The organism is Rossellomorea vietnamensis (assembly GCF_008180615.1).
GTDB lineage: Bacteria > Bacillota > Bacilli > Bacillales > Bacillaceae_B > Rossellomorea > Rossellomorea vietnamensis_D.
Genome location: NZ_VTEH01000008.1, coordinates 47,304 through 71,229 on the forward strand (window position 1 = coordinate 47,304; position 23,926 = coordinate 71,229).

24 protein-coding genes and 2 riboswitches are annotated in these 23,926 nt (G+C 42.9%); of the genes, 16 read left to right on the forward strand and 8 right to left on the reverse strand.

Features of this window, described 5'->3' with window-relative positions; translation table 11 throughout:
• Window positions 1–317: 317 nt before the first annotated feature.
• From FZC79_RS11845 to FZC79_RS11850, 3 genes are all read left to right on the forward strand, one after another.
• A complete protein-coding gene (locus tag FZC79_RS11845; RefSeq protein WP_148947008.1) occupies window positions 318–1,580 on the forward strand; it encodes an MFS transporter in 1,263 nt (420 codons plus the stop codon).
• Between the two features lie 89 nt (window positions 1,581–1,669).
• Window positions 1,670–1,819 carry a hypothetical protein gene (locus tag FZC79_RS23150; protein WP_187442753.1) on the forward strand — a complete coding sequence of 50 codons (150 nt, stop codon included), beginning with the start codon at window positions 1,670–1,672 and terminating at the stop codon, window positions 1,817–1,819.
• 405 nt (window positions 1,820–2,224) lie between these two features.
• Window positions 2,225–2,860, forward strand: coding sequence for an FMN-dependent NADH-azoreductase (locus FZC79_RS11850; protein WP_148947009.1), 636 nt, complete (start codon window positions 2,225–2,227; stop codon window positions 2,858–2,860).
• Between the two features lie 747 nt (window positions 2,861–3,607).
• Here the strand turns inward: FZC79_RS11850 and FZC79_RS11855 are convergent.
• From FZC79_RS11855 to FZC79_RS11885, 5 genes are all read right to left on the reverse strand, one after another.
• Window positions 3,608–4,150, reverse strand: a complete 543-nt coding sequence (locus tag FZC79_RS11855; protein WP_148947010.1) for a 1,2-dihydroxy-3-keto-5-methylthiopentene dioxygenase — start codon at window positions 4,148–4,150, stop codon at window positions 3,608–3,610.
• 16 nt (window positions 4,151–4,166) lie between these two features.
• Window positions 4,167–4,793, reverse strand: a complete 627-nt coding sequence (locus tag FZC79_RS11860) for a methylthioribulose 1-phosphate dehydratase (RefSeq protein ID WP_148947011.1) — start codon at window positions 4,791–4,793, stop codon at window positions 4,167–4,169.
• A complete protein-coding gene (locus FZC79_RS11865) occupies window positions 4,774–5,460 on the reverse strand; it encodes a 2-hydroxy-3-keto-5-methylthiopentenyl-1-phosphate phosphatase (RefSeq protein ID WP_148947012.1) in 687 nt (228 codons plus the stop codon). Before FZC79_RS11865 ends, FZC79_RS11860 begins: the two co-directional genes overlap by 20 nt.
• Window positions 5,457–6,665, reverse strand: coding sequence for a 2,3-diketo-5-methylthiopentyl-1-phosphate enolase (locus FZC79_RS11870; RefSeq protein ID WP_148947013.1), 1,209 nt, complete (start codon window positions 6,663–6,665; stop codon window positions 5,457–5,459). Before FZC79_RS11870 ends, FZC79_RS11865 begins: the two co-directional genes overlap by 4 nt.
• Before the next feature lie 395 nt (window positions 6,666–7,060).
• A riboswitch (SAM riboswitch) is annotated at window positions 7,061–7,161 on the reverse strand.
• A gap of 151 nt (window positions 7,162–7,312) precedes the next feature.
• Window positions 7,313–8,491 carry a pyridoxal phosphate-dependent aminotransferase gene (locus tag FZC79_RS11885; protein WP_148947014.1) on the reverse strand — a complete coding sequence of 393 codons (1,179 nt, stop codon included), beginning with the start codon at window positions 8,489–8,491 and terminating at the stop codon, window positions 7,313–7,315.
• Window positions 8,492–8,594: 103 nt separating this feature from the next.
• On the opposite strand from FZC79_RS11885, the gene FZC79_RS11890 reads away from it, so the two are divergent.
• The 6 genes from FZC79_RS11890 (at window position 8,595) to FZC79_RS11915 (ending at window position 14,371) form a co-directional block, all read left to right on the forward strand.
• The gene (locus FZC79_RS11890) at window positions 8,595–9,383 is read left to right on the forward strand and encodes a carbon-nitrogen family hydrolase (RefSeq protein WP_148947015.1); all 789 of its coding nucleotides are present in this window, start codon (window positions 8,595–8,597) and stop codon (window positions 9,381–9,383) included.
• A gap of 138 nt (window positions 9,384–9,521) precedes the next feature.
• A riboswitch (SAM riboswitch) is annotated at window positions 9,522–9,672 on the forward strand.
• Window positions 9,673–9,764: 92 nt separating this feature from the next.
• On the forward strand, window positions 9,765–10,937 hold the full coding sequence (mtnK, locus tag FZC79_RS11895; RefSeq protein ID WP_148947016.1) for an S-methyl-5-thioribose kinase: 1,173 nt from the start codon (window positions 9,765–9,767) through the stop codon (window positions 10,935–10,937).
• Window positions 10,938–10,948: 11 nt separating this feature from the next.
• Window positions 10,949–11,995: an S-methyl-5-thioribose-1-phosphate isomerase gene (gene mtnA / locus FZC79_RS11900; protein ID WP_148947017.1), complete on the forward strand. Its 1,047-nt coding sequence runs from the start codon at window positions 10,949–10,951 to the stop codon at window positions 11,993–11,995.
• A 116-nt stretch (window positions 11,996–12,111) separates the two neighbouring features.
• Window positions 12,112–13,038 (forward strand): MBL fold metallo-hydrolase, encoded by a 927-nt coding sequence (locus FZC79_RS11905; protein WP_148947018.1) that lies wholly within the window; start codon window positions 12,112–12,114, stop codon window positions 13,036–13,038.
• Window positions 13,039–13,157: 119 nt separating this feature from the next.
• A complete protein-coding gene (locus FZC79_RS11910) occupies window positions 13,158–13,583 on the forward strand; it encodes a cell wall hydrolase (RefSeq protein WP_148947019.1) in 426 nt (141 codons plus the stop codon).
• A gap of 197 nt (window positions 13,584–13,780) precedes the next feature.
• Window positions 13,781–14,371, forward strand: a complete 591-nt coding sequence (locus tag FZC79_RS11915) for a branched-chain amino acid aminotransferase (RefSeq protein WP_148947020.1) — start codon at window positions 13,781–13,783, stop codon at window positions 14,369–14,371.
• A 171-nt stretch (window positions 14,372–14,542) separates the two neighbouring features.
• On the opposite strand, the gene FZC79_RS11920 is transcribed toward FZC79_RS11915, so the two are convergent.
• Window positions 14,543–15,223 carry a serine/threonine protein kinase gene (locus FZC79_RS11920; protein ID WP_187442754.1) on the reverse strand — a complete coding sequence of 227 codons (681 nt, stop codon included), beginning with the start codon at window positions 15,221–15,223 and terminating at the stop codon, window positions 14,543–14,545.
• 69 nt (window positions 15,224–15,292) lie between these two features.
• Here FZC79_RS11920 and FZC79_RS11925 point away from each other — a divergent pair, with 69 nt between their 5' ends.
• The 7 genes from FZC79_RS11925 to FZC79_RS11955 all read left to right on the forward strand — a co-directional run bounded on the left by FZC79_RS11925 (window position 15,293) and on the right by FZC79_RS11955 (window position 22,491).
• Window positions 15,293–15,898, forward strand: a complete 606-nt coding sequence (locus tag FZC79_RS11925; RefSeq protein ID WP_148947022.1) for an FMN-binding negative transcriptional regulator — start codon at window positions 15,293–15,295, stop codon at window positions 15,896–15,898.
• A gap of 66 nt (window positions 15,899–15,964) precedes the next feature.
• The gene (locus FZC79_RS11930) at window positions 15,965–16,357 is read left to right on the forward strand and encodes a VOC family protein (protein WP_148947093.1); all 393 of its coding nucleotides are present in this window, start codon (window positions 15,965–15,967) and stop codon (window positions 16,355–16,357) included.
• 459 nt (window positions 16,358–16,816) lie between these two features.
• Window positions 16,817–17,596 (forward strand): SDR family oxidoreductase, encoded by a 780-nt coding sequence (locus FZC79_RS11935; protein WP_148947023.1) that lies wholly within the window; start codon window positions 16,817–16,819, stop codon window positions 17,594–17,596.
• 43 nt (window positions 17,597–17,639) lie between these two features.
• Window positions 17,640–18,539 carry a GNAT family N-acetyltransferase gene (locus tag FZC79_RS11940; protein WP_148947024.1) on the forward strand — a complete coding sequence of 300 codons (900 nt, stop codon included), beginning with the start codon at window positions 17,640–17,642 and terminating at the stop codon, window positions 18,537–18,539.
• Between the two features lie 375 nt (window positions 18,540–18,914).
• Window positions 18,915–19,664, forward strand: a complete 750-nt coding sequence (locus FZC79_RS11945; protein ID WP_148947025.1) for a DeoR/GlpR family DNA-binding transcription regulator — start codon at window positions 18,915–18,917, stop codon at window positions 19,662–19,664.
• A complete protein-coding gene (gene pfkB / locus FZC79_RS11950) occupies window positions 19,661–20,584 on the forward strand; it encodes a 1-phosphofructokinase (protein ID WP_148947026.1) in 924 nt (307 codons plus the stop codon). Before FZC79_RS11945 ends, pfkB begins: the two co-directional genes overlap by 4 nt.
• A 2-nt stretch (window positions 20,585–20,586) precedes the next feature.
• Window positions 20,587–22,491, forward strand: coding sequence for a PTS fructose transporter subunit IIABC (locus tag FZC79_RS11955; protein WP_148947027.1), 1,905 nt, complete (start codon window positions 20,587–20,589; stop codon window positions 22,489–22,491).
• Between the two features lie 109 nt (window positions 22,492–22,600).
• Here FZC79_RS11955 and FZC79_RS11960 read toward each other — a convergent pair whose 3' ends face one another.
• A complete protein-coding gene (locus tag FZC79_RS11960) occupies window positions 22,601–22,852 on the reverse strand; it encodes a hypothetical protein (protein WP_148947028.1) in 252 nt (83 codons plus the stop codon).
• Between the two features lie 190 nt (window positions 22,853–23,042).
• Window positions 23,043–23,906 carry a manganese catalase family protein gene (locus FZC79_RS11965; protein WP_148947029.1) on the reverse strand — a complete coding sequence of 288 codons (864 nt, stop codon included), beginning with the start codon at window positions 23,904–23,906 and terminating at the stop codon, window positions 23,043–23,045.
• Window positions 23,907–23,926 lie beyond the last annotated feature (20 nt).

Sequence of the window (23,926 nt, forward strand, 5' to 3'; positions counted from 1 at the left end):
TAACCATAATTCACATGAATAACCTGGAAATTTGAAAAGAAAAGAGCCGTTCTCCGCGATTTAGAGAGAACCTTTAGTATACGGGGAAAAATCCGGCTCTTAGGATTTTTCCAAAAGCCACAATATATGCCAAAACAGCATTTTTTAAAAGGCTCTGTTAGTTAATATGCCAGTCTATATTGGATTCTCAGTTCCTCCGCAAATGTTGACTGGAGTCGTACACCTGGAATGGAAGTCAACATACCAATTTAAAACAACAGGAGTCTTTAACACACCCTAAAAAAAGGATAAATAAGAATAGAGACGGAGAAATTTCAATGAAAGCATATATTCTGGAGTGCAGGACTAATTATAAGAGCTATAACCGTAACGTCAAATTGGCCATTGCGGCTAATTTATTTTCACAGATAGGCCTCGGGATCTTTATGACCCTTTATAATCTGTATCTGAGGGATCTAGGGTACAGTGAGCTCACAAATGGAAACGTTATTGCTATGACTGCACTGGCACAGGCGATTTTCCTTGTGCCCGCCGGCTTCTTAAGCGATTTATGGGGAAGAAAGAGGGTTATGGCATTAGGAGCAGCATTGGCAGCTCTCACTCTACTTGGACGTTCTTTCTTTGAAGGAGAAACCACTCTTATTATATTGGCATTTGGAAGCGGGGCATTCATGGCCTTCATTCAAGTTTCAATGATACCTTGGCTTGCCGAAAACTCCACTGAAAAAGAAAGAGTGCACTTATTCAGCATGCATTTCGCCATCATGATGGCTGCGAATGTCATCGGCAATCTTTTTGGCGGGCTATTATCCGACTTTCTATCTCTTTTCGGGATTGATTCACTTACCAGTCTTCGCCTGACACTAATTTTGGGTAGTTTTCTTTACTTGGCAGGAATACTGCCGATTCTAAAAATGAAGGAGTCTGTGCGAAAACAGCCAAAGAAGATTGTGGAGAAGAGTCAGTGGAAAGGAAAAGGGAAGCAGTGGAAACTGGTATTCCTTTTTGTTGGTGCTCAGCTCATCATCGGTATCGGGTCGGGTCTTGTTGTGCCTTATCTCAACCTTTATTTTGCCGACCGCTTTCAAACCTCTCACTCTGCAATTGGCTTTATTCTATCTTTAGGTCAGGGTGCAACAGCAATCGCGATGATTATTGGCCCCGCGGTTGTCAATAAAATCGGTGAAGTAAAGGCAGTAGTGCTGCTTCAGTTATTGTCCCTGCCATTCTTGATTTTGACCGGAATCACGACAAACCTGTATTTAGCAGTAGTTGGATTCTTATTCAGGCAGGCACTTATGAACGCAGGAAATCCCATACAGATGGCTCTTATGATGAGGAAAGTTCCGGATGACAAAAAAGGAATTGCAAATTCCCTAAGCCAAATGGCTTTTTCAATCGGCTGGGCAACGATGGGGCCGGTATCTACATACATTGTAGCAGCCTACGGGTCTTATTGGGGATATTCTATTGTTTTTGCCATAACAGGCTGCATCTATTTCATCGGTGCTGTTTATTTCTTACTTGTTTTTGGTGAAAAATCAACTTCGGTCAAAAAACAACCGGCAGAGGCCTCTTAAAAAACCCCATAATTTCCTGGAAAATCATGTGTAAGATGGTATGATAGGGGTGACACTACATACAACTATTTTATCAGGAGGAATTTCTCATGGATAACAAGCCCTTGCATTATGATGGAACACTAAGAAATGAAACAGAGGCAGTAAATACTGCTCAAAGCGAACAACCTTTCGTCTTAACTCCTGAAGGACGCAAAAACCTTGGCGGAAACCCATATGAGGTAAATGGCCAGGAATAAGATTATCATTAAGAAGCTGGCGATGAGTCAGCTTTTTTTAATGCACCAAAATATTCAGGCTGGTTCTTAGTTCACATATGAAGGGCTGCGGAAACCTTAGTTCATCGCAGAATAATAATTACCTGGCAGCCAATTAACCGGCAGAACATAAGTACCAATTAGAAATCAAGCCTTTTGCTAAATGCTGTGCTCCACCCTACTTTGTACCTGATAGTCTTGATTACCTATACTATGGATAAATTGAATGCCTTATATGACTATAGTTCGGTTTTAGAAAATGCATGATTAATGTTTGTATATCCGGGTAAATATTTTCTGTTCCGTCAATGCCTATTGGATGGGTGAATAAACGAATACATAAAAAGTAAAACTAAAGTGTCAAGTTACTTAGAAGGGAAGATCAGTATGGCAAAGGTATTATACATTACAGCACACCCGCATGATGATACGCAGTCGTTCAGCATGGCTGCCGGAAAAGCATTCCTGGAGTCGTATAAAGGGTCCAATCCATCGGACGAGGTCATTCATCTTGATCTTTACACGGAGGATATCCCGCAAATTGATGTGGATGTTTTTGCAGGATGGGGGAAACTTCAAAAAGGATCAGGTTTTGAAGAGCTTTCTCAGGAGGAAAAGGCAAAAGTGGGAAGGCTGTCTGAATTAAGTGAACAATTCGTTTCAGCCGATAAATATGTTTTTGTTACACCTCTTTGGAACTTTTCATTCCCGCCTGTCATGAAGGCTTATATTGATTCTGTGGCAGTTGCAGGTAAGGCTTTCAAATATACAGCCGAGGGACCAATCGGATTGCTTACTGATAAAAAAGCATTGCATATACAGGCACGAGGCGGAATCTACTCAGAGGGCCCTGCAGCACAAATGGAAATGGGCCATCGCTATCTGGACATAATCATGCAATTCTTTGGAGTTCCATCCTTTGAAGGGTTGTTCATCGAAGGCCACAATGCGATGCCTGAAAAAGCACAGGAAATTAAGGAAGATGGAATTGCCCGTGCGAAAGAATTAGGTAAGACGTTTTGATTTTAAAGCCAGCAGACTAATCTGCTGGCTTTTTTAAGCAGTGATTTAGATAAGAGACCCATCCACACTAAATAATGAGAGCAAGTGGACTTATGAGTGCTCTTAGAGACCCAACTATCTCAATGATGGTGGTTTTAGGGTCTCAAGCGAGCTTTATTTGGTTTTTAAAAGAGCCGATTGGTGGCTGGAAACTTCTTTTATTTACATAATTTAGATTTTGGGGGTCTTTAACGGTTCTGGAAGCCTTTGCGCTGTTGAATTCGCAATTTAAGGGTCTCTATAACAAAACCACCAATTTAAACTGGTGGTTTGCTCTGCGGCTGGAAGCCTTCCTTACCAGCCTCAGCCTAAAAGGCCCAAAGAATGATTTTCTATGGCTATTTATTCAGATTGAAAAAACGTGGGGAATAAGCGGAGAAATTCCGCTTATTTGTATAAAAGAGTGCGAAAATAGTTCGTTTCGCTGTGCTTAAGCGGAAAAATTCCGCTTATATCCTCTAAATCACATGCCATTCTTAAGCTTAACCGGAAAAACTCCGCTTAGTTTAGGCTTTATTAATGCCAACCAGCAAGGATACCTCCCATCCTGCTGGAATGGCATGTAGTGAAAAATAAACGGCTTTTTCTTAGAAAGAGGGTGTTCAATACCACGCTATATGCTCTCTGGAACGCCACGGCATAGCCAGGGGTTTTCAAGACTACCAAATAAAAACCGGCGGATCATTAATCCGCCGGCCATAATACAATTTAAGATTGTAAAAATTCAGGATCTTTATACGGATGAGCTACCCAGCCTTCAGATTCAATAAACAGGCGGACCGCCACTACTTGTTTATCCTCCATCAGTGTAAAGAAATGAGGATTACCTTCAGGAACTGAGATGACATCTCCAGGCTCCAATTCAACATCGAAATATCCTGTCTCATCGCTTCCTTTAATGATGAAAATTCCGTGTCCTGCCGTAATGGCGCGGACTTCATCTTCAGTGTGGGTATGCACCTGTTCGAATTTTTTCAGAAGCTCTTCAATGCCGGGGGTTGATTCTGATAATGCCACTACATCCCAGCTGCCATAACCTCGGCGTTCTGCCAGTGATTCAATTTCACTTTTAAAAGTATCAATGATCGTTTGTTTTTCATCATCAGTGATTTGGCAGCGGTCCCGCAATTCTGCAGGAAGTTTGGATATATCCCAATGTTCATATAAAACTTCTTCTTTCGCCAAAAACTCACGGACGTTTTCTTCACCTGAAATTGTTTCATTAGTGTTTCTCACTTTAATAACAGCCATATTCTGATTCCTCCTATTAGTTAAGCGCAGCTTGGCGCAGAGTCAGTAGTTTCACATGATAATTAAATAGAAACTCGTATGCTTCTAAATGTTTTTTTGCTTCAAAGGCATTTGCAGCCCATACCGTAATACCGTGATTACGGATTAAAACGGCTCCGCTGTCTCCCTGAATGTGAGGCGTTAGCTCACTCGCCAGACGAGGAATATCAGCATGATTTGGAATTATAGACAGATGAAGTTCAGCATCTTCCTCCCACAAACCGAATGCTTTGATAATCTCCTGCCCTTTAAAAACCACTTTCCCCGCATCTCCGTAGAGCTCGGAGATTACATTGTTATCGACGGTATGGACGTGGAGGGAGCAGCCTGCGTTTGTCCTTCCGTAGATTTCAGAATGCAGCAAGGTCTCAGCTGAAGGCTTTAAATGAGTTTGTTCTGCAGGGCTGCCATCCCGGTCTACCAAAAGAAAATCTTCTGAGGTTGTCTTTCGCTTATCTTTGCCGCTTGCTGTCACTAAAAAGGTGAGCGGGGAGGAGTTCACCCTGATTGACAAGTTTCCGCTGGTCCCATAAAACCAATCCCGCCCGGCCAACTCCCTTTTCACTTCACTTAATTCATTCCACTTAGCAAGGTAGTTTCCCATAAATTCCAGCCTCTCTATTAATCTCTTTCAAAATGGATATTACCTCACCGAAAGTTTCGAAAGAGAGGTAATTCAACCCCAATTCTTCACATTGATCGGCAAGGAAATCATCACATGCAAGGACAAGGTCTGCCATCTTGGCTCCTTCAAGATCCGTAATTGAATCACCAATAACAATGATATAATCACCTTTTTCAGAGTCGTTCCGAATGATGCTAGTTTTACAGCAGCCGCATTCATTACTGCAGTGCTCGTCACAAGAATATGGCCAAGTGATTCTGATGGTATCCCCTGAAAAATCAGAGCTATTACAAAAGATTTTTTCATTTGGAACGATTCCTTCCAAAATTGGTTCCACAAAGAAATCGATTCCGCCGCTGACAATCTTTAAATCTATATTGTTCTGATTGCTCCATTCTATAAAATCAATGAACCCCGGCCTTAGCTGATGGGTGTCTAGTAAGTATTCAATCAGTTTTTCCCTGGAGGAAGAGGGGAGAAGACGGAACATCTCGCCAACACCCTCTTTTATTGATATTTTTTGTGCCAGGATATCATCTTTTATAGATATCCATTCAGATGGTGCAAATTGTTTCATTAAGGAGATAATATTATCCGTTGTCGTAATGGTTCCATCGAAATCACAGTAGATTTTCAACTTTTTCATACCGTTGCCTCGCTCACTCCCCATAGGTCAATTGCCTGTTTCAATTCAGTGTGGTCAGTTGCTGCCAGTTCAAGCGGAATGTCACTCATTACTGCACGAATCGCCTGATTGAACGCTTTTCCACCGCCCGCTGCACCAAGAGGATGACCATGGATCCCGCCGCCTGCATTGATGACAGAGTCAATACCAAAATCTCTGTATAGCAGAGGGGTCAAGCCTGGATGGATACCGGCAGAAGGAACTGGCAGCGCCTTCTTGATGCGGTTATCTTCAGATGTCAATTCTGTCGCTATTCCTAAAGCTGATTCTTTTTCCAGCGCCACGCTTCCGTAAGGTGATGGGAAGAGAGATAGATCAGCCCCTGCATACCGAAGGAGCTTTCCTAAAAGCAGCCTGTGAGAAAAACCATAATAAGGGGAAGATGTGAACGCGCCGCTGACTGCTGGATGCACCATCACCGGTAGTCCGATTTCATTGTCTTCCCGTATCGCCTGAAGTACATCCAGCCCGTAGGCAAACACATTAAAGAGGAGAAGGTCGGCTCCAGATTCTTTTGCACGCTTTGCCTTATCTTTTAAGTCAAAAGTCTTTCCGGAAAGATTGACAGCATAAATGGTCCTATGGCCGGTTTCCTCATAGACAGCGTCCAATACACTCTTTGCCTTTGCTATTCTTTTAGTAAAGGGAGTAAGAGGATTATCAAACAGGATTTCATCATCTTTGACTATATCGATGCCCCCAAGCGCCTGGTCTCTAAGCTGCGTTGAAAAGTAATCGAGTTCTTTTCCAATGACACTCTTGAAGATGCTCATCAAGAGCGGTGTATCGTATTTATTGAGCATTCTCCTTATTCCATCGATCCCATAGGCAGGACCTGGGAAAGCAGACTTTAATTCATCAGAGAATTGCAGCTCCACCAGTTTGATTTTTCCATCAAGAGACAGTTTTCCAAATACCGTTGTCAAAATGGCTGGGAGGTCTGTGCTGAAATTAGCTGCCGGATAATAAATTTTGATAAGCCCTTTATTTTCCGCCAGGGCCTCTACCGAGACAACCCGGCCTTTATGGCGCTGAAGCTGCTTTTGTTCGAGATGGGGAAGATCCGTCCATGACCCGACTGTGAGCCCAAGAGCAATACCTTCAGCTTTCTTTTCCAAATTGTCCATCGAACCATGGACAATATAAGACGCGGTTACACTTGTCATAAATGATGCTCCTTTCAAAACTTATGTACAAAGATCAAAAGCGGAAGCGCCTTGATCAGCCCCGACAGGCAAATGTTCCTCAGAGAAAAAAAGGTGCTCTTTCCTTTTATTCTCTGAGGGTTATTTGACCCCGAGGGGCTAGGCGCTGCAGCTGGACGTATCAAAAGCGGAAGCGCCTTGATCAGCCCCGACAGGCAAATGTTCCTCAGAGAAAAAAAGGTGCTCTTTCCTTTTATTCTCTTTGGGTTATTTGACCCCGAGGGGCTAGGCGCTGCAGCTGGATGTGGATTTTATAGCTGCAAATTATCCACAGAGGGTGATTATATAATTTCCTAAACCTCAAAAAACCTCTTCCGGCTGAGGAAGAGGTTTTATTTTTTACAGTAAAAAATAAACTCTTATCTCTCAGCAAATATGCTGCAAGAATTAGCACCGTGCTCTAAAGTCGGTTGCCGGGCATCATCGGGCCAGTCCCTCCGCCTGCTCTTGATAAGAATAGGAATAGTATAAATTTTGTTGTAATTCAAAATGGATTATGACACGTGTTGCAATTGTTGTCAAACATTTTTTTGTGAGTTATCTGTCGATTCTGAATCAGAAAGGGCTGGACAGATCAGAGTATCCTAACCCAGCAAAGGATAGTGAGCCTACTGTTTGAAAAGCCCCAGCTCACCAATCCTTCTTACAGCTTCCCCCAGAATTTCCTCATCCTGCAGGAGGCCTACTCTGACATACCCTTCGCCGTACTCGCCGAATCCAGTACCGGGTGCGACAGCAACATGCGCTTCCTCCAGCAATACTTTGAAGAAGGACTCGGAAGTAAAACCCTCAGGTACAGGGAGCCATGCAAAGAAGGACCCTTTTGGCGCTTGCGCTTCCCATCCGATTTCGTGCAGCCGCTCCATCAAGAAATTCCGTCGGTTTTCATACAAAGAGACCAGGTTTTTCACACTTTCCTGAGAGGATGTCAGCGCGGTGGCAGCAGCTTTTTGGACCCCTCCGAAAAGGCTGCAGTGAAGATGATCCTGCAGGAGATTCAAGGCCGCTATGACACTTGGGTTACCGACAGCAAATCCTACTCTCCAGCCTGCCATATTGTATGTCTTTGATAAAGTATAAATCTCGATTCCAATATCCTTGGCACCTTCCGTTTGAAGAAAGCTTAGTGGCTTCTCCCCTTCAAACCCGATTGCCCCGTAAGCGAGGTCATGGACGACACAGAAATCATTGTCTTTTGCCAGCCCAACTGTTTCTGAGAAAAAGTCAGCCGTGGCAATAGCACCGGTAGGGTTGTTGGGATAGTTCAAGAACATCAGTTTAGCTTCTGCTAATGAACCTTTATCCAAGAGAGAATAATCAGGGAGGAAATCATTTTTTTCATGCAAAGGCATAGGGACCATTTCCGCTTTGGCAAGTGATATTCCAGACCAATAATCAGGATACCCCGGGTCTGGCACAAGTGCGATATCTCCTTCATCAAGCAGGCACTGGCTGACTTCTATCAAACCGGCTTTACCGCCGAACAGTACCGCTACTTCGGTTTCAGGATCAATATCTACATTGTATTCACGTTTATAAAATTCAGAAGCCGCTTCTTTGAAAAAAGGGTAGCCGCGAAAAGGAGAATACTTATGGAACAGAGGATTCTCGACAGCTTCTTGCGCAGATTGGACAATATGCCCGGGAGTGGGCTGATCAGGATTTCCCTGTGCTAAATTGATCACATTATGGCCTTCTGACGTCACTTTATTTACGTCTTTAACGAGTTTCGCAAAAAACTGCTGAGGAAGATTTTCTAAAGTTTTGGACTGTTTAAAAGATTTCATAAGACGCTCCTTTTGAAAGATTCTTGAAATTCTAGTAGCTTATGTTATATGGTTAATGAAAAAAAGTCCAGCCAATTTTTTGAATATTTCGAGGAGGGGTATTATGGGTTTAAGGATAGCATGCTTGCAGATTGATATACAGTATGGAAGACCGGAAGAGAACAGGAAAAATGTTTCCCAGGAGTTTCAGAAATTATTTGAGAAGGAAAAAAAGCTTGATGTTGTGGTCCTTCCTGAGCTATGGACAACTGGTTATGACCTGACAAGGCTGGATAAGATCTCGGATGATGAAGGGAAAGAGTCAATCGAATTTCTCTCCGGCTTAGCACAAAAATACAGCATCAATATCGTCGGTGGTTCTGTCGCTAAAAAAAGCGGTGAGAATATCACCAATACACTGTATTCTTTCGATAGATCCGGGAATCTCCTGGGTGAGTACAGCAAGGTCCACCTGTTCAAACTGATGGATGAGCATCATTATCTCTCAGCAGGAAACACAAGCGGAGCAGTCACGATTGAAGGTGTTCCTTCAGCTGCGTTCATTTGTTACGATATTCGATTTCCCGAATGGATGAGAACCCATACAGCGGGAGGGGCAGAAGTACTGTATGTCGCTGCTGAATGGCCGCTTGCGCGCGTAAATCATTGGCGGACACTTCTGCTGGCAAGAGCAATCGAAAATCAATGCTACGTTGTTGCCTGTAACCGGAGCGGAAGCGATCCCAATAATGAATTTGGCGGACATTCGATGATCATCGATCCGTGGGGGGAAATCATAGCCGAAGCTGGCGAAGGAGAAGAAGTCATCGTTTCCGAGTTGGATTTAGATAAAGTGAAACAAGTGAGGAAACAAATCCCGATTTTTCAGGATAGAAGGCCGGAGCTGTATTGATTATGAAGAGAGGTCTCAACGATACTTCTCCTCAAAAATAAATGAACACCATAAAAAAACTATTGACAATTCACCACAAACCTAGTTTAATGTTCATCAGTAATAATAAAAATGTTTAGAAAAATCAAATACGACATTCTCTTATCAAGAGTAGGCGGAGGGATTTGGCCCGATGAAGCCCAGCAACCGACTGTGACCAGTATATACTGGAGCGTTTTTATAAACGCTGGTTCAACCTAGCAGCACGGTGCTACTTCCAACAGAAAGGAAACTTTCTGGCAGATAAGAGGTGCGAAGCCTTTTAATGTCTTCAAGCCTCTTTCTGAATGAAAGGGGCTTTTTACTATGCTGAAAAGCCTTGTAAACAAGGAGGAATATAAATTGGCAATTGCAAAACAAACGGGATACTACCCTTTAACTGAAAATGGTGCAAAGCTGTTGGCAAAATCATTGGGGTTCTTTTCAGAGAACGAAGAACTTGTCAGCACAGAGATTGGAGACGGCAACCTGAATTATGTTTTCAGGATCCTCAGCACATCTCATGGGAAATCAATTATTATCAAACAGGCTCTTCCTTACGCAAAGGTGGTTGGTGAAAGCATGCCGCTGACACTGAAGCGTGCCCAAATCGAAAGCAGCGCCTTGAAAAAATATAGTGAGTTCACTCCAGAGTCTGTTCCAAAAGTATTTTATACAGATAGCGAGCTTGCCGTGACCATCATGGAAGATTTATCAGATTACAAGATTTTGAGGAAAGGATTGAATGAAGGATCGACGTATCCGCTGCTGGCAAACCATGTGGGGGCTTACCTTGCCAAAACCCTTTTCTTCACCTCAGATTTCGGTTTGAACGGAAGGGAAAAGAAAGAGCTTGTCGGTCAATTCATCAACCCTGAACTTTGTAAAATCACCGAGGATTTAGTGTTTACGGACCCTTTTTATGACCGCGACAGCAACGATTTTGAAGATCAGCTCAGAGAAAAAGCAGAAGGTTTGTGGCAGGATCACATACTGAAACTCGAAGTAGGCAAATTGAAAAGAAAGTTTTTGACACAGGCAGATGCCCTTCTGCATGGCGACCTTCATACAGGCAGCATCTTTGTAACACAATCAGAGACGAAGATCATTGATCCTGAGTTTGCTTTCTTTGGTCCCATCGGTTTTGATATCGGCCAATTTTTTGCCAATATCCTTCTTAATGCCCTTTCTCGGACGAAGGCAGAACAGGCATCAAGGCTGGCCATTATATCAGACACTTGGAGCGTTTTCAGAGCAGAATTTACGAAGCTTTGGCTTGACCATAATCAAGAGGCATACTCCACAATAGCCGGATACCTTGACCATATCCTAGCTGAAATTTTCGAAGACTCAATCGGATTTGCAGGATGTGAAATTATACGCCGTACAATAGGTTTGGCCCACGTTGCGGACCTGGATGGAATAGAAGATACTGCACAACGGATTAAAGCAAAAACGGAGGCGCTTGATCTGGGAAGAAGATTGGTTCTTCAGAGAAAAATCATCAAAACACCTGACCAACTTGCATTATATTAAGGGGGAAGAACATGACAACCGGGACAACAACTATACGATCTGTGCAATGGAAAGGAGACTATATCCTCCTTTTGGACCAGCGGAAACTTCCGCACAAAACAGAATTCATTAAGCTTACAACTATAGAAGATGTGTGGGAGAGCATACATTCTTTGAAGGTCCGGGGAGCTCCCGCCATCGGAATAACAGCTGCATTTGGGCTGGCTTTATGGGCAAAATCCTTTAAGGAAAAAGAAAATTTCCTTGGGTTTTACTATGAATTAGAAGAGAAAAGGAGCTATTTGGAAAGTTCCCGTCCAACCGCTGTAAATCTGGCATGGGCACTTGCCAGGCTGCTCAAACGATTTTCCGGAGCAGCCACTGTGGAAGAAGGTCAATCTCTTCTTATCGAGGAGGCTAAGGCAATTGCAGCAGAAGATGAGAGAGTCTGCCGGTCTATCGGGGAACATGCTGCAGGATTGTTCACCCATGGAGATGCGGTCCTCACTCACTGCAACGCAGGCGGGATTGCCACTGCAAGATACGGGACAGCACTGGCGCCCTTTTATATTTCTAAAGAAAAAGGAATAGAATTGAAGGTCTTTGCAACAGAAACCAGACCGGTCCTCCAAGGTTCCCGTCTCACAGTATGGGAACTAATGCAGGCCGGAATAGATGTGACTCTCATTACCGATAATATGGCTGCCCACACGATTGCTGAAAAGAATATTACCGCAATCATAGTAGGTGCCGATAGAATTGCAGCTAATGGGGACACCGCCAATAAAATCGGTACACGCGGTTTGGCAATCCTGGCAAGGGCATTCAATATCCCGTTTTATGTAGCCTCACCTTTATCGACAATCGATTTGGCCATAGAAACGGGAACTGAAATCCCGATTGAAGAAAGAAATTCAGAGGAAGTTACGCATATAAACGGGGTGGAAGTCGCCGCAAAAGGGGTGAGAGTGTATAACCCGGCGTTTGACGTGACACCGAATGAATATATTACTGCCATCATTACTGAGAAAGGAATCCTCAGAGGTAATTACAAGGAAGTGCTGGCTTCCATTAAATAAAGAACCACAGAGTTTTTGGTACAAGTCTGCTTCATTGTACCAGGATTCTCTGTGGTTGTTTTTGTACTAAATGCCATTTCGTGAAGTATAATGAAAAGAAAAATCGAGGTATCACTATGGCAAAAAAGCGATATGAGAATTTAGATGATGTCAGCAACAAAAAAACATTTAAAGAACTTATGAGGTGGATGAAGGAGCGGCGTGCTAAAACAAAAGACCTTGTTACCCAAATCCCGCACATAGATGAGAAGGAAGTGGACAAGCTTCAGTCCAATAGGAATCTGAACTCCATAACCTGGATAGGACACTCAACATTCCTTGTTCAATTAGATGGCTTAAATATCCTGACTGACCCCGTATGGGCGAGAAGGATGGGGGCAGGAAAGAGATTAACAAGCCCAGGCATTGACTTGATGGAAATGCCTGAAATTGATATTGTTTTAATTTCGCATGGACATTATGATCACTTGGATTTTGCCACTATCAAAAAGCTGAAAGGCGACCCAATCTTTTATGTTCCACATGGGCTGAGGTCCGCTTTTTTAAGGCGGGGTTATAAGAATGTGATTGAAGCCAATTGGTGGGATTCCTTCGATGAACAGGGCGTTACGATGCACTTTGTCCCTGCCCAGCATTGGACAAAACGGACGGTTACCGATACCAATACTTCTCATTGGGGAGGCTGGGTATTGAATCCTGGCACGAGTGGAAAGTCAATTTACTTTGTCGGGGATACAGGATATTTCAGGGGATTCAAGGATATAGCTGAGAAACTTTTGCCCCAAATCATTTTAATGCCGATTGGAGCCTATGAACCGGAGTGGTTTATGAGGGACAGTCATATCAACCCTGAAGATGCAGTCAAAGCCTTCGCAGAAATGAATGGTGAATTGTTTATACCTATGCACTATGGGGCTTACCGCCTTGCTGATGATACAGGACCCGAAGCACGCGAAAGGCTGCTTGCTGAGTGGGAAAGAAAGAATATGGATGAAAGAAAATTGAAATTGCTGGATATCGGCGAAACTTTATGGCTTGATTAAGGGCGAATTTCAAAAACTTTTCCATCACAAAACAATCTCTCCTGAATTTAATCGCCACTATTTTACTCCTTTTGAATATATATGTGTAGTAGGTTTTACAAAAGGAGGTATGGTTTTATATGGCGGTGGTGAAAGCACCAGAAGCGCATGTGAAACTTTTGGCAAGGCTTATGAGGGCAGAGGCGGAAGGTGACGGGCGGCTCGGCATGCTGACGGTCGGTAATGTGAGCATTAACCGGGTTATTTCCAACTGTCTGGATTTCAAGGATCTCCGGACCATAGAAGATATGGTATATCAGCGTCCAGGAGGATATGAAGCTACTGTAAAAGGGTATTTTTTTCAAAGGGCCAGAGAAAAAGATATAGAGCTCGCAAGGCAGGTCATTAAGGGGTGGAAATACCATCCTGCTTCCTATGCATTGTGGTTTTACAGGCCGGAAGGAGATTGCCCTCCAACCTGGTTCGACCAGCGAAACGTAGGGAGATACAAGTCACACTGTTTCTTTGCACCAACACAAGAAGATTGTCCTCAGGTGTATTATTAAGATAAGGCTGTTTTGAAAGGATGGATCTCCGTTTCATTCCTTCTGAGAAAAAGGCTTGCGTATGTAAACGCAAGCCTTTTTGCCGAGAAAACTATTGCCGAAATTCGTGTACATAATAAAAATCACCATCAAAGTTTACGAATTTTCGCTGGGGTTATGATATAACTAATAGTGAATAGAAATTAGGAGGATCTTACATGCTGACCAAATCACTTAAATCATACATAGAAGAGGAAATGCACGATAACAAGATTGCCTTGTTTTCTGATGAACGAATTTTCGCATCTGAAACCGGCATTCTGTCAGAAGAAATCACAGTTGAAACTTTGGATGATACGGTTCGTTTTCATGACTCTCTGATTGAAAGAGTCAATAAGGAAACCGAGGAACTAATCCAAACAGAAGAAACCCCTCAGTTCCTTGAGACTCCTGTCAACTTTGTCAAAAGGAATTTGAATGAGTTTCTTTTTATCGACAGCAAATGGTTTGAAATCATCAGAATAGATGGATTGACGCTGGAAGTCGACGATGTTTTTGGACATTACAGTGTGCTTACGGGTTTAAAGGTGCAAAAGAAAATGGCCAATGATTTGAAAGCCGCCCTGTCGGAAAAACTTCACGGCGAAGATAAAGTGCAGCTGATGTGGAATGACAAGGACGGATTGTTTGACCTGAATCTTTCCATTGACAAACTGGAGGGTTTTAACGAAAACGAATCTCTGGGGAAAAATCTTCAACTTATTTACCACTTCTTATTTACTGTATTGAAGGAATTAGAAAGTAAATAACCATTTAAAGAGCAATCTGAATAAAGAGTTACGGTTTCTGTTATTGAGAAGGCTCCAGAAATAAATGAAGGACGAAATCCTATGAGATTTCGTCCTCCATTTATTTAACCTGACGGAGATATAGAATCTTTCTTCAGCCGTGCTGTCGGACTGGGAACCTCCTCTAATACTTTAAATTTTCCATCGAAATGTAAATGCCATAACCTTTTTCATAAATTCCTCAAAGGTAAAGTCAGGGCCCTTTGTCTGATTGAACCATGTACGGACGGTTTCCATTAACCAGGAAGGAACCGGCTTGCCATTGATATATCGGTAATATTGTTGATAGCCTTTCTTCAGATATTCCCAACGCTGGTCATTTCCAGGCAGGATATATTCCGATACATCAATGATTTTGACCTTTCCATGCTGCAGAAGGATGTTTTTAAGATGCATATCCCTTGGATTGAGACCACAATTTCGAATATGGCTCCTTGCCTCTTCAACTTCGTCTATAACGGAGGAAGGGATAAAGATACCCCGAAGCAAACAGTCAAACAGAGTCGTCCCCTCCTCAAAACTTAATACGAGAAAGTTCTCCCCGCTTCCGATTTTCCTGGAAAAGTAGGGAGAAGAGCCAAGGTGGTCGTATACATGTTCCTCAATGGACTTCTTCTCTATTTTTTCCTGCGCATATACCTTGAAGGCCAGATGAGGGAAAAGCTCTGACCGAAAAACAGCTGCGTCTGTACCCGTTCCAATTAGCAGGAGACCTTCCGACTCTCCATCAATCGAAACTGGATCGTTATCAGAATTGGCTGTGACCTCTAGTTTATTTAAAGCAGGAATAACCGACTGCCATTCAGCCTGCATCAATCTCACTCCTCAATTCTTTCTATTCTTATAGTATAGTATAAGAAAAAGATTGAAATGAGGAAAACAATGTTTATTCCAAAAGATTTCAAAGTAGAAGATCAAGAGAAGCTGATGAAGTTCATCCAGGAAAACAGTTTTGCTATTCTTTTCTCACAAGACGAGGAAGGACCAAAAGCGACCCACCTGCCATTCATACTAGTCAATAAAGAGCAGCCTGAACTCATAGGACATATTGCCAAAGCAAACCCACAGTGGAAAACCCTGAATGGAAAGAATGTTCTTATCGTATTCTCAGGCCCTCATTCTTATATATCAGCTTCTTGGTACAAAGAGAGAAAAAATGTTCCTACTTGGAATTACGTTGCCGTTCATGTCGAGGGAACGGTAGAGATCCTGCAGGAAGCAGATGAACTGTTATCCATTCTTCACCAATCGGTGGATTACTATGAAAAGGATTTAGAAAAGCCCTGGAAAATAGAGGAGGAACCTGAGACAGTTAAACGCCTGTTAAATGGGATTGTCGGAATCAGAATTAAAGTAGAGAAACTAGAAGGGAAATGGAAGCTCAATCAAAATAAAAGCAAAGAAAACAAAGAGAACGTGATAGAAAACTTAAGGAATCAAGATATCTATGACTCTCATAAGATTGCCGATTTAATGGAAAAAGAGTAGCAGAGTAGAGGAAATCACCCCGTTTTCCGAGAAATGAATACAAGAGACATAAAGGGGGAGGACAGGTTGATATATGAAATGACGTATCAAGTCAGGGTTTCAGATTTCAAAGAAGGAAAGCATTGGTATGAAACACTATTAAACAGGCAGGCTGATTTCCTCCCGCATGATGGCTTTGCCGAATGGGAGGTGCTGCCCGGCTGCTGGCTGCAGGTTGCAGAAGGCACTCCTTCTCCAAACAGCGGTCCCATCCGTCTTGGCATTAAGGATATCGTTTTAGAACGGGAAAGACTAATAGTTGAACTGGGTATAGACCATTTTCAAATCCATGGCAGGGAGGAAGTTCCCGTCAAATGGGCTTCTTTCAAAGACCCATGGGGAAATCAGCTTGGATTCTTTCAGTATCTAAATGATTCAGAGATAGATGCCAGGACTGCGGCACTGACTAGGCACAAGTAGAGGTTAGTGCTGGAAGATATTAGAGTGGATTTAGATTGTAGTTTTCTTTACGTCTCTGTCAATGTAAGGAAATCTGGGACCCGGGTGATTAGTTTGGTTCTGAATGTACGCTCTCTTGCAAGATCAGCAGTGTCTCGGCTTCATAATTCAACCTCAATGAAAAACGTAGAATACGATTGAAACAAGAAAATTTTTCCTTTATACTATTTTAAAAGAGATGTAAAGGAAAGGAACTACAAACTGACATGTGGACAATCTTGTAATGATGCGAAGAATAGTATAGAATGCTTCACCCCCGATGTGCGGGAGAAGTGTGTCTATATATCAGTCATTCACAAGGGCGGCATGGTGTTGGCAATTCCTTATACACTAGTGGATACCTTGGTATCCGCTTTTTTGTGTTTAAGAAGAATTTACATCTCTGAAACACCTCTGCTTTCTAAATCAGGAGGCATATATATGACAGGACTTAAAGGAAAGATAGCGATTATTACAGGTGCCAGTCGTTCTAAAGGGATAGGCGCTGCCATTTGCCGGTCCCTTGCCGAAGCGGGGGCGGATATATTTTTTACTCACTGGTCTCCTTTTGATGGAGAATCGGGCCATGGAGAGGAATCTGATTTCCCAGAAGTTTTCAAGAAAGAGCTGCAAAACTTCGGAGTCCGTGCCGCTCATATACAAGCGGATTTAAGCAGAGATGAGACCCCTGAGAGGGTTATAGCTAAAGCTGAAGATATATTGGGAGCACCAAGCATCCTCATTAATAATGCCACATATGAATCTCACGCAGACTTTAGAACGTTAAATAGAGAAATTCTGGACAAACATTATAGAGTAAATAACAGCGGAACCATTTTGCTTTCCCTGGAATTCGCAAAAAAATTCGAAGCGGCCTTTCCTGGCAGCAAGGACGGAAGAATCATCCACATGGTATCTAAAGGGCCTGATCCCAATAATCTTGCTTATATAGCCACGAAAGGGATGTTAATCGGTATTACTGAACCCCTTTCAGTTGCTTTAGCACCAGTTGGAATTACAGTAAATGCAGTAGACCCCGGGCCTACGGATTCAGGATGGATGAACGAAGAGATTAAGAATCACCTGCTTCCTTTATTTCCGGCAGGGAGGCTGGGTGTACCAGAAGATGCCGCCAAGCTGATTAGGTTTTTGGTGAGCAGTGATGGCGGCTGGATAACCGGACAGACCATTAAATCAGAAGGAGGTTTTATGGGGAAATAAATAAACAAATCGGTTTATATTTTGAAGGCAGGAGTCAAAATAAATGAAAATATATCTTAAAAAAGCATTGCTGAATGATGCAGAAAGATTAACGGCAGTGATGAAAAGGACATTTGATGAGGAAGCGAAAAGATGGTTGTCTGATCAAGAAGATGTTGTAGACTATAACATTCAGCCGCCAGGTTATGCATCCGTCGAAATGACGATATATATGATAGATGAATTGCAATACTACAAAATCATAATGGACGGAGAATTAGTCGGGGGTATCATCCTGACAATCGCAGGAAACTCTTATGGCAGAATCGACAGAATCTTTATCGCCCCTGAATACCAAGGGAAAGGTATTGGCTCTGTGGCCATCCGGTTAATAGAGGAAAAGTACAATAATATCAGAATCTGGGACTTGGAGACATCAAGCAGACAACGGAACAACCATTATTTTTACGAAAAAATGGGCTATGAAACGGTTTTCCAGAATGAGGAAGAATATTGTTATAGAAAAGAAACCGCAAAACCCCGCAATAAAGAAAACCAATTTGAGACCCGTGAATTGCCGGATTCAGAGTTCTATAGCATGAATTTGAAGGGCAGCTCCTTCAGCAACAGCAATATAGAGGGAACCAGCTTCAGCAATTGCAATTTGAGCCATTCCCGCTTCCAGAATATCAATCTCCAGAACTCCTTTTACGCAGATCTTAACTTTTCAGGGAGCAGGTTTATGCTTGTCAACCTTAGTGGAGTTACTTTTCAAGATACTACTCTAGGACAAGAAGGCGGCGAAGTGCTTTTTAAGAGATGCGACTTAGACGGAACCGTAATTACAAACAGCTCACTCCAGAATGTGAATATCAAGGAATGCAGTATGTCAGGCATGAAAATAGATGGAATATCAGTAGAAGATCTCCTGGATGCATATTTTAAAGTGAATAGGAAAGAATAGCTTCATTAAAAGATCAGGGATCATTCTCTGGTCTTTTTTAATAGCTTTTTTCTAAAAGATAATATTTACAGTGACTACTGTGTGGCAGCAAAAATAAATCTTGCTTTAGACTGCGATTTTACCTTCAACTCTCACTACGTAAGAGGATTGGAGCAGAAATCCATTACTTATCATTACCAACAATCTTTGCGAAAACCGCCTTTTTCATTAGTACATGGTTCTTCATTTATATGAATTGAACAAAGCTGCCAGAAAATAAAAAGTCAGAAAAATCACTACATTGAACGTTTGTGAAAGAAAATGATTTTTTATGATTGAAAAATGTAAAGGCTTACTTTATAATGAAGTTACTTCATCAGGAAATGGAGGATGAAAATGCTTACACCCGAAAGGCAGCTCATCATACTTTCTCTTTTAAAAGAAAAGGGAGTAGTAAAGCTTCAAGAACTAGTTGAAGAAACCAACGCCTCCGAATCTACAATAAGACGTGATCTTATTCAATTGGAAGAGCAGAGGAAACTAAAACGGGTGCATGGCGGTGCTTCCTTATTGCAGGGAAAACGCACCGAACCCAGCTTGACCGAAAAAACATTCAAAAACCTTCAAGATAAAATCAATATAGCTAAGGCAGCCGCTTCCTTCATTCAAGATGGTGATTCGATCTTTTTGGATGCCGGAACAACAACGCAGCAAATGATCTCCTTCTTGGAGCAAAAGAAATTAACTGTCGTTACAAATGGAATTACTTTAGTCGATCCCCTGCTCGAAAAAGGCATCACCACCTACTTGCTTGGCGGGATGGTAAAAGGATCCACTCGAGCGATCATCGGCAGATCTGCACTCGATACTTTGAAAACCTATCGTTTTGACAAATGCTTCATCGGGACCAACGGTGTTGATGTTGATTTTGGCTACACAACACCTGATCCTGAAGAAGCACTGATCAAACAAGTGGCCATTGAACTCTCACAAGAGGGCTATGTACTCGCTGATCAGTCAAAAATTGGAGAAGTTTCATTCAGCAAAATAGCAGATTTGGAAGAAGCCGTTCTGGTCACCAATCAGGATAGCGAGAACATACAGAGTTATCAACAGCATACTTCATTAAAGGTTGTGACAACATGATTTACACACTTACACTAAATCCCTCTATTGATTACTTTGTAACAGTCGGAAAACTGGCTTTGGGGGAAACCAACCGCATGGAGCATGAAGACAAAGCTCCGGGAGGAAAAGGCATCAACGTCTCAAGAGTTTTAACTTCATTGGGAATAAAAAACAAGGCACTTGGCTTCATAGGCGGTTTTACAGGTCAATATATCCTGGAAGAATTGAGAAAGGAAAACATTGAATCCGACTTTGTAAGAGTGGAGACTGATACCCGAATCAATATCAAGCTTCGAGGTAAACAGGAAACTGAAATTAACGGAATTGGCCCTGAGATCTCACCAAAAGCTTTAAGCCATTTGACGACACAATTGGAAGTTCTCCAAGAAGGCGATACCTTGGTATTGGCAGGAAGCATCCCTTCTTCAATGGCCGCTGACTATTATGAACAAGTTATGAAGCAGCTCGAAGCCAGAGGAGTCAAGTTTGTGGTGGACACCACAAAGGAAAAGCTGATGAACGTCCTGAAGTACCGGCCTTTCTTGATTAAGCCGAATCATCACGAACTTGGCGACCTTTTTGATGTTTCCATAGAAAGTAAAGAGGATGCCATTCCATTCGGAAAGAAACTTGTAGAAATGGGAGCGCAGAATGTCATTGTCTCTATGGGCGGCAAGGGGACTCTTTATTTTAGCCAAAACGAAGCCTGGTTTGCACCTGTACCTCCAGGTAAATTGGTTAACTCAGTGGGAGCAGGAGATTCAGTCGTTGCTGGATTCGTGGCCGCTTATGAGGAAACAGGAAATGCGTTGAACAGTTTTAAATATGGAGCAGCAGCAGGAAGTGCAACCGCTTACTCTTCAGGATTCTGCACAGAAGAAACCATTGAAGAACTTTTGAAACAAATAGAGATTGAGCCTATTACTGGGAGGGAATAACCATGAGGATAACAGAACTGCTACAGAAAAACACCATGATCCTTAACTTAAAGTCCGGGTCAAAAGCCGATGTCATCGATGAGCTTGTAAGAAAACTTGATGATGCCGGAAAACTGAAGGACCGCCAGCTTTATAAGAAAGCGATACTGGCAAGAGAAGAACAAAGCACTACAGGGATTGGTGAAGGGATCGCAATTCCCCATGCCAAGACAGCTGCAGTCAAATCACCTGCAATTGCTTTCGGCCGCTCTTCAGAAGGAATCGATTATGAAGCATTAGACGGACAAAACAGTCATTTATTCTTCATGATCGCTGCTTCAGAGGGAGCTAACAATGCCCATTTAGAGACACTTTCCCGCCTTTCATCTCTTTTAATGGATGATGGGTTCAGAAAGAAACTAATGACTGCTTCCGATGAAGAAGAAGTTCTTCGATTGATCGATGAAAAGGAAACAGAAGTACTTGCAGAAGAGGAGCCTGCGGAGTCGCCGCAAGAGCCTGTTTCTACCGATTCAGCTGGAGCGGCAGGTAAAGTACTTGCGGTTACAGCATGTCCGACAGGAATCGCCCATACTTACATGGCTGCAGATTCTCTTAAAGCTAAAGCAAAAGATAAAAATATCGATATTAAAGTTGAAACAAATGGTTCATCAGGGGCGAAAAATGTCTTAACCAAAGAAGAGATCGAAAATGCCGTGGCAATTATTGTTGCTGCAGATACAAAAGTGGAAATGGAACGGTTTAAGGGAAAGAAAGTCATTCAGGTCCCTGTAGCAGAAGGAATCCGAAATCCCGATAAACTTCTTGACCGTGCAGTAAACGGTGACGCTCCTGTATATGAAGGCAGCGGAAAAGCGGCTGAAGAATCAGGAGAAACAAAAGAAAAACGCAGCGGATTTTATAAGCATCTGATGAACGGTGTTTCTAATATGCTTCCGTTTGTTGTCGGTGGCGGAATCTTAATCGCTATTTCTTTCATGTTCGGTATCCAATCAGCTGATCCTACCCATGAAAGCTACAGCCCGATTGCTGAAGCCCTTATGACCATCGGAGGCGGAAGCGGTGCTTTCGGTCTGATGATTCCTGTACTTGCTGCATTCATTGCAATGAGTATTGCCGACAGACCAGGTTTTGCAGCTGGTATGGTCGGCGGTTTCCTTGCAGCTACTGGCGGCGGTGGATTCCTTGGCGGTTTGATTGCCGGTTTCCTTGCTGGTTATGTTGTGCTGTTACTGAAAAAATTGTTTGCTAATCTTCCTGACTGGCTTGAAGGCTTGAAGCCGGTATTACTTTATCCGATTTTTGGTATTTTGATTACAGGCTTGATTATGCTGTTCGTAGTGAATGAACCCGTTTCCTTCCTCAATGAGCAATTGCAAGACTGGCTTGGCGGAATGGGAACGACTAACCTTGTGCTTCTTGGCCTGCTGCTCGGCGGCATGATGGCTGTTGACCTTGGCGGCCCAATTAATAAAGCGGCATTTACTTTCGGTATCGCTATGATCGATGCAGGAAATTTTGGTCCTCACGCTGCTATTATGGCAGGAGGAATGGCACCTCCGCTTGGATTAGCCTTTGCCACAACATTCTTTAAAAACAAATTTACACCTCAAGAGAGAAAAGCAGGGTTCACTTGCTACTTCATGGGAGCATCCTTCATTACCGAAGGTGCCATCCCATTCGCAGCAGCAGATCCTGGACGCGTAATTCCATCTGCAATTGTCGGATCGGCAGTAGCCGGTGCCCTTTCCATGGCATTTGGCATTGGACTTCCTGCACCACATGGCGGAATGTTTGTCATTCCGGTAGTAAGCGGAAATCCGCTCATGTACATCTTGGCAATCCTGATCGGTTCACTTGTCACTGCGGTTATGGTTGGATTGTTAAAGAAACCTGTTCAACAATAATTCAAAAGAAGGCTGGCATTGCTGCCAGCCTTCTTTTTTAAACCAGAAATATGTATAACACCTTCCCGGCAGAGCCGGAAAGGTGTTTCTTTTAATTTCGTTATCCAATTTACCGCCAGTAGCCAGGACCGCCATAGCCCCAGCCTGGTCTTCCGTAACCCCAACCAGGACGTCCGTAGCCCCAGCCGGGACGCCCATAACCGTAACCCCAGCCTGGTCTTCCACCATATCCCCAACCGGGACGGCCATAGCCATATCCTCCAAAACCTCCGCCAATTGCGCCTGCTGCACCTAAAGCAAGTAAAGGAAATAACAGTCTTTCATCTTCAGCATATACAGGGAAATCTTCTCTATAATACATAAAGCAGCCTCCTCAAATAACATTGAATTCGCTTTATCTTATGGAAAAGATTAGATTTTTGTCTCCCTTTCCCATAAAAAGAGGCTTGCTTCAATAAGAAAACTGATTCCATTCATGCTTCATCGCAGGAAAGGTACCGTCCCCTTTGATATGCTAAAACATGAAAGCCGGCTCAAGGGCCGGCTTTCGTTCATTGATTTGGTTCCATTTTTCCTTGCCCTTGCATTTTGCGCAAGTCTTCTGGCGGAGTACCATGAAGATAAGGAGGACCCGGCTGCAACTGCGGTTTTTGTCCCATCGCTTGAGGACTCTGAACATATTGAAAATTTGCCTGCCCATCTAAAGTAGGTCCGCTTGCCCATCTGCCAGTGCTGCTTTCTTCTCCTTGTGAGAAATTCATGAAGGAATAAGAAACGTCTTGCTTTTCATACTCTTGATTGAATGTGCTTGGTACAATCGCTCCCTGTGTTTGCTCCAATTCTTCGATAGCCGCCATCCATTGGTTTTGATGCATGGTATCTCTCGCAATTAAGAAGGAGAGCATGTCGCGTACACCAGGATCAGTCGTCATCTCGTACAAGCGGCAAACCTGCAGCCTGCCCTGAGATTCGGCATTTAAATTCGCCCTGAAATCAGCGAGTAGATTTCCACTTGCAATCGTATACCGTGCTGTCCAAGGAAAACCGACACTATCATTAGGTTGTGCACCCAATCCGTTTACGATAGCATGCTGAGGATTCATTCCTCCCAGGACAGCCTGGACCGCAGGATCTTTCGCGGCCATATCCTGATCGCCTGCAGGTGCACCATCAAGTAATTGAGCAATCATAGTAGCGATCATTTCTACATGAGCAATTTCCTCTGTTGCGATATCCAGAATCATATCGCGATATTTACCTTCAGCACGACAATTCCATCCCTGGAATAAATATTGCATCATAACGGATATTTCACCATATTGGCCGCCCAGTATTTCTTGAAGTTTTTTGGCATATACAGGATCGGGGCTGCTTGGCTTAGCATTATATTGAAGTTCTTTTATATGATAAAACATAATTGACCTCCTTTAAGATG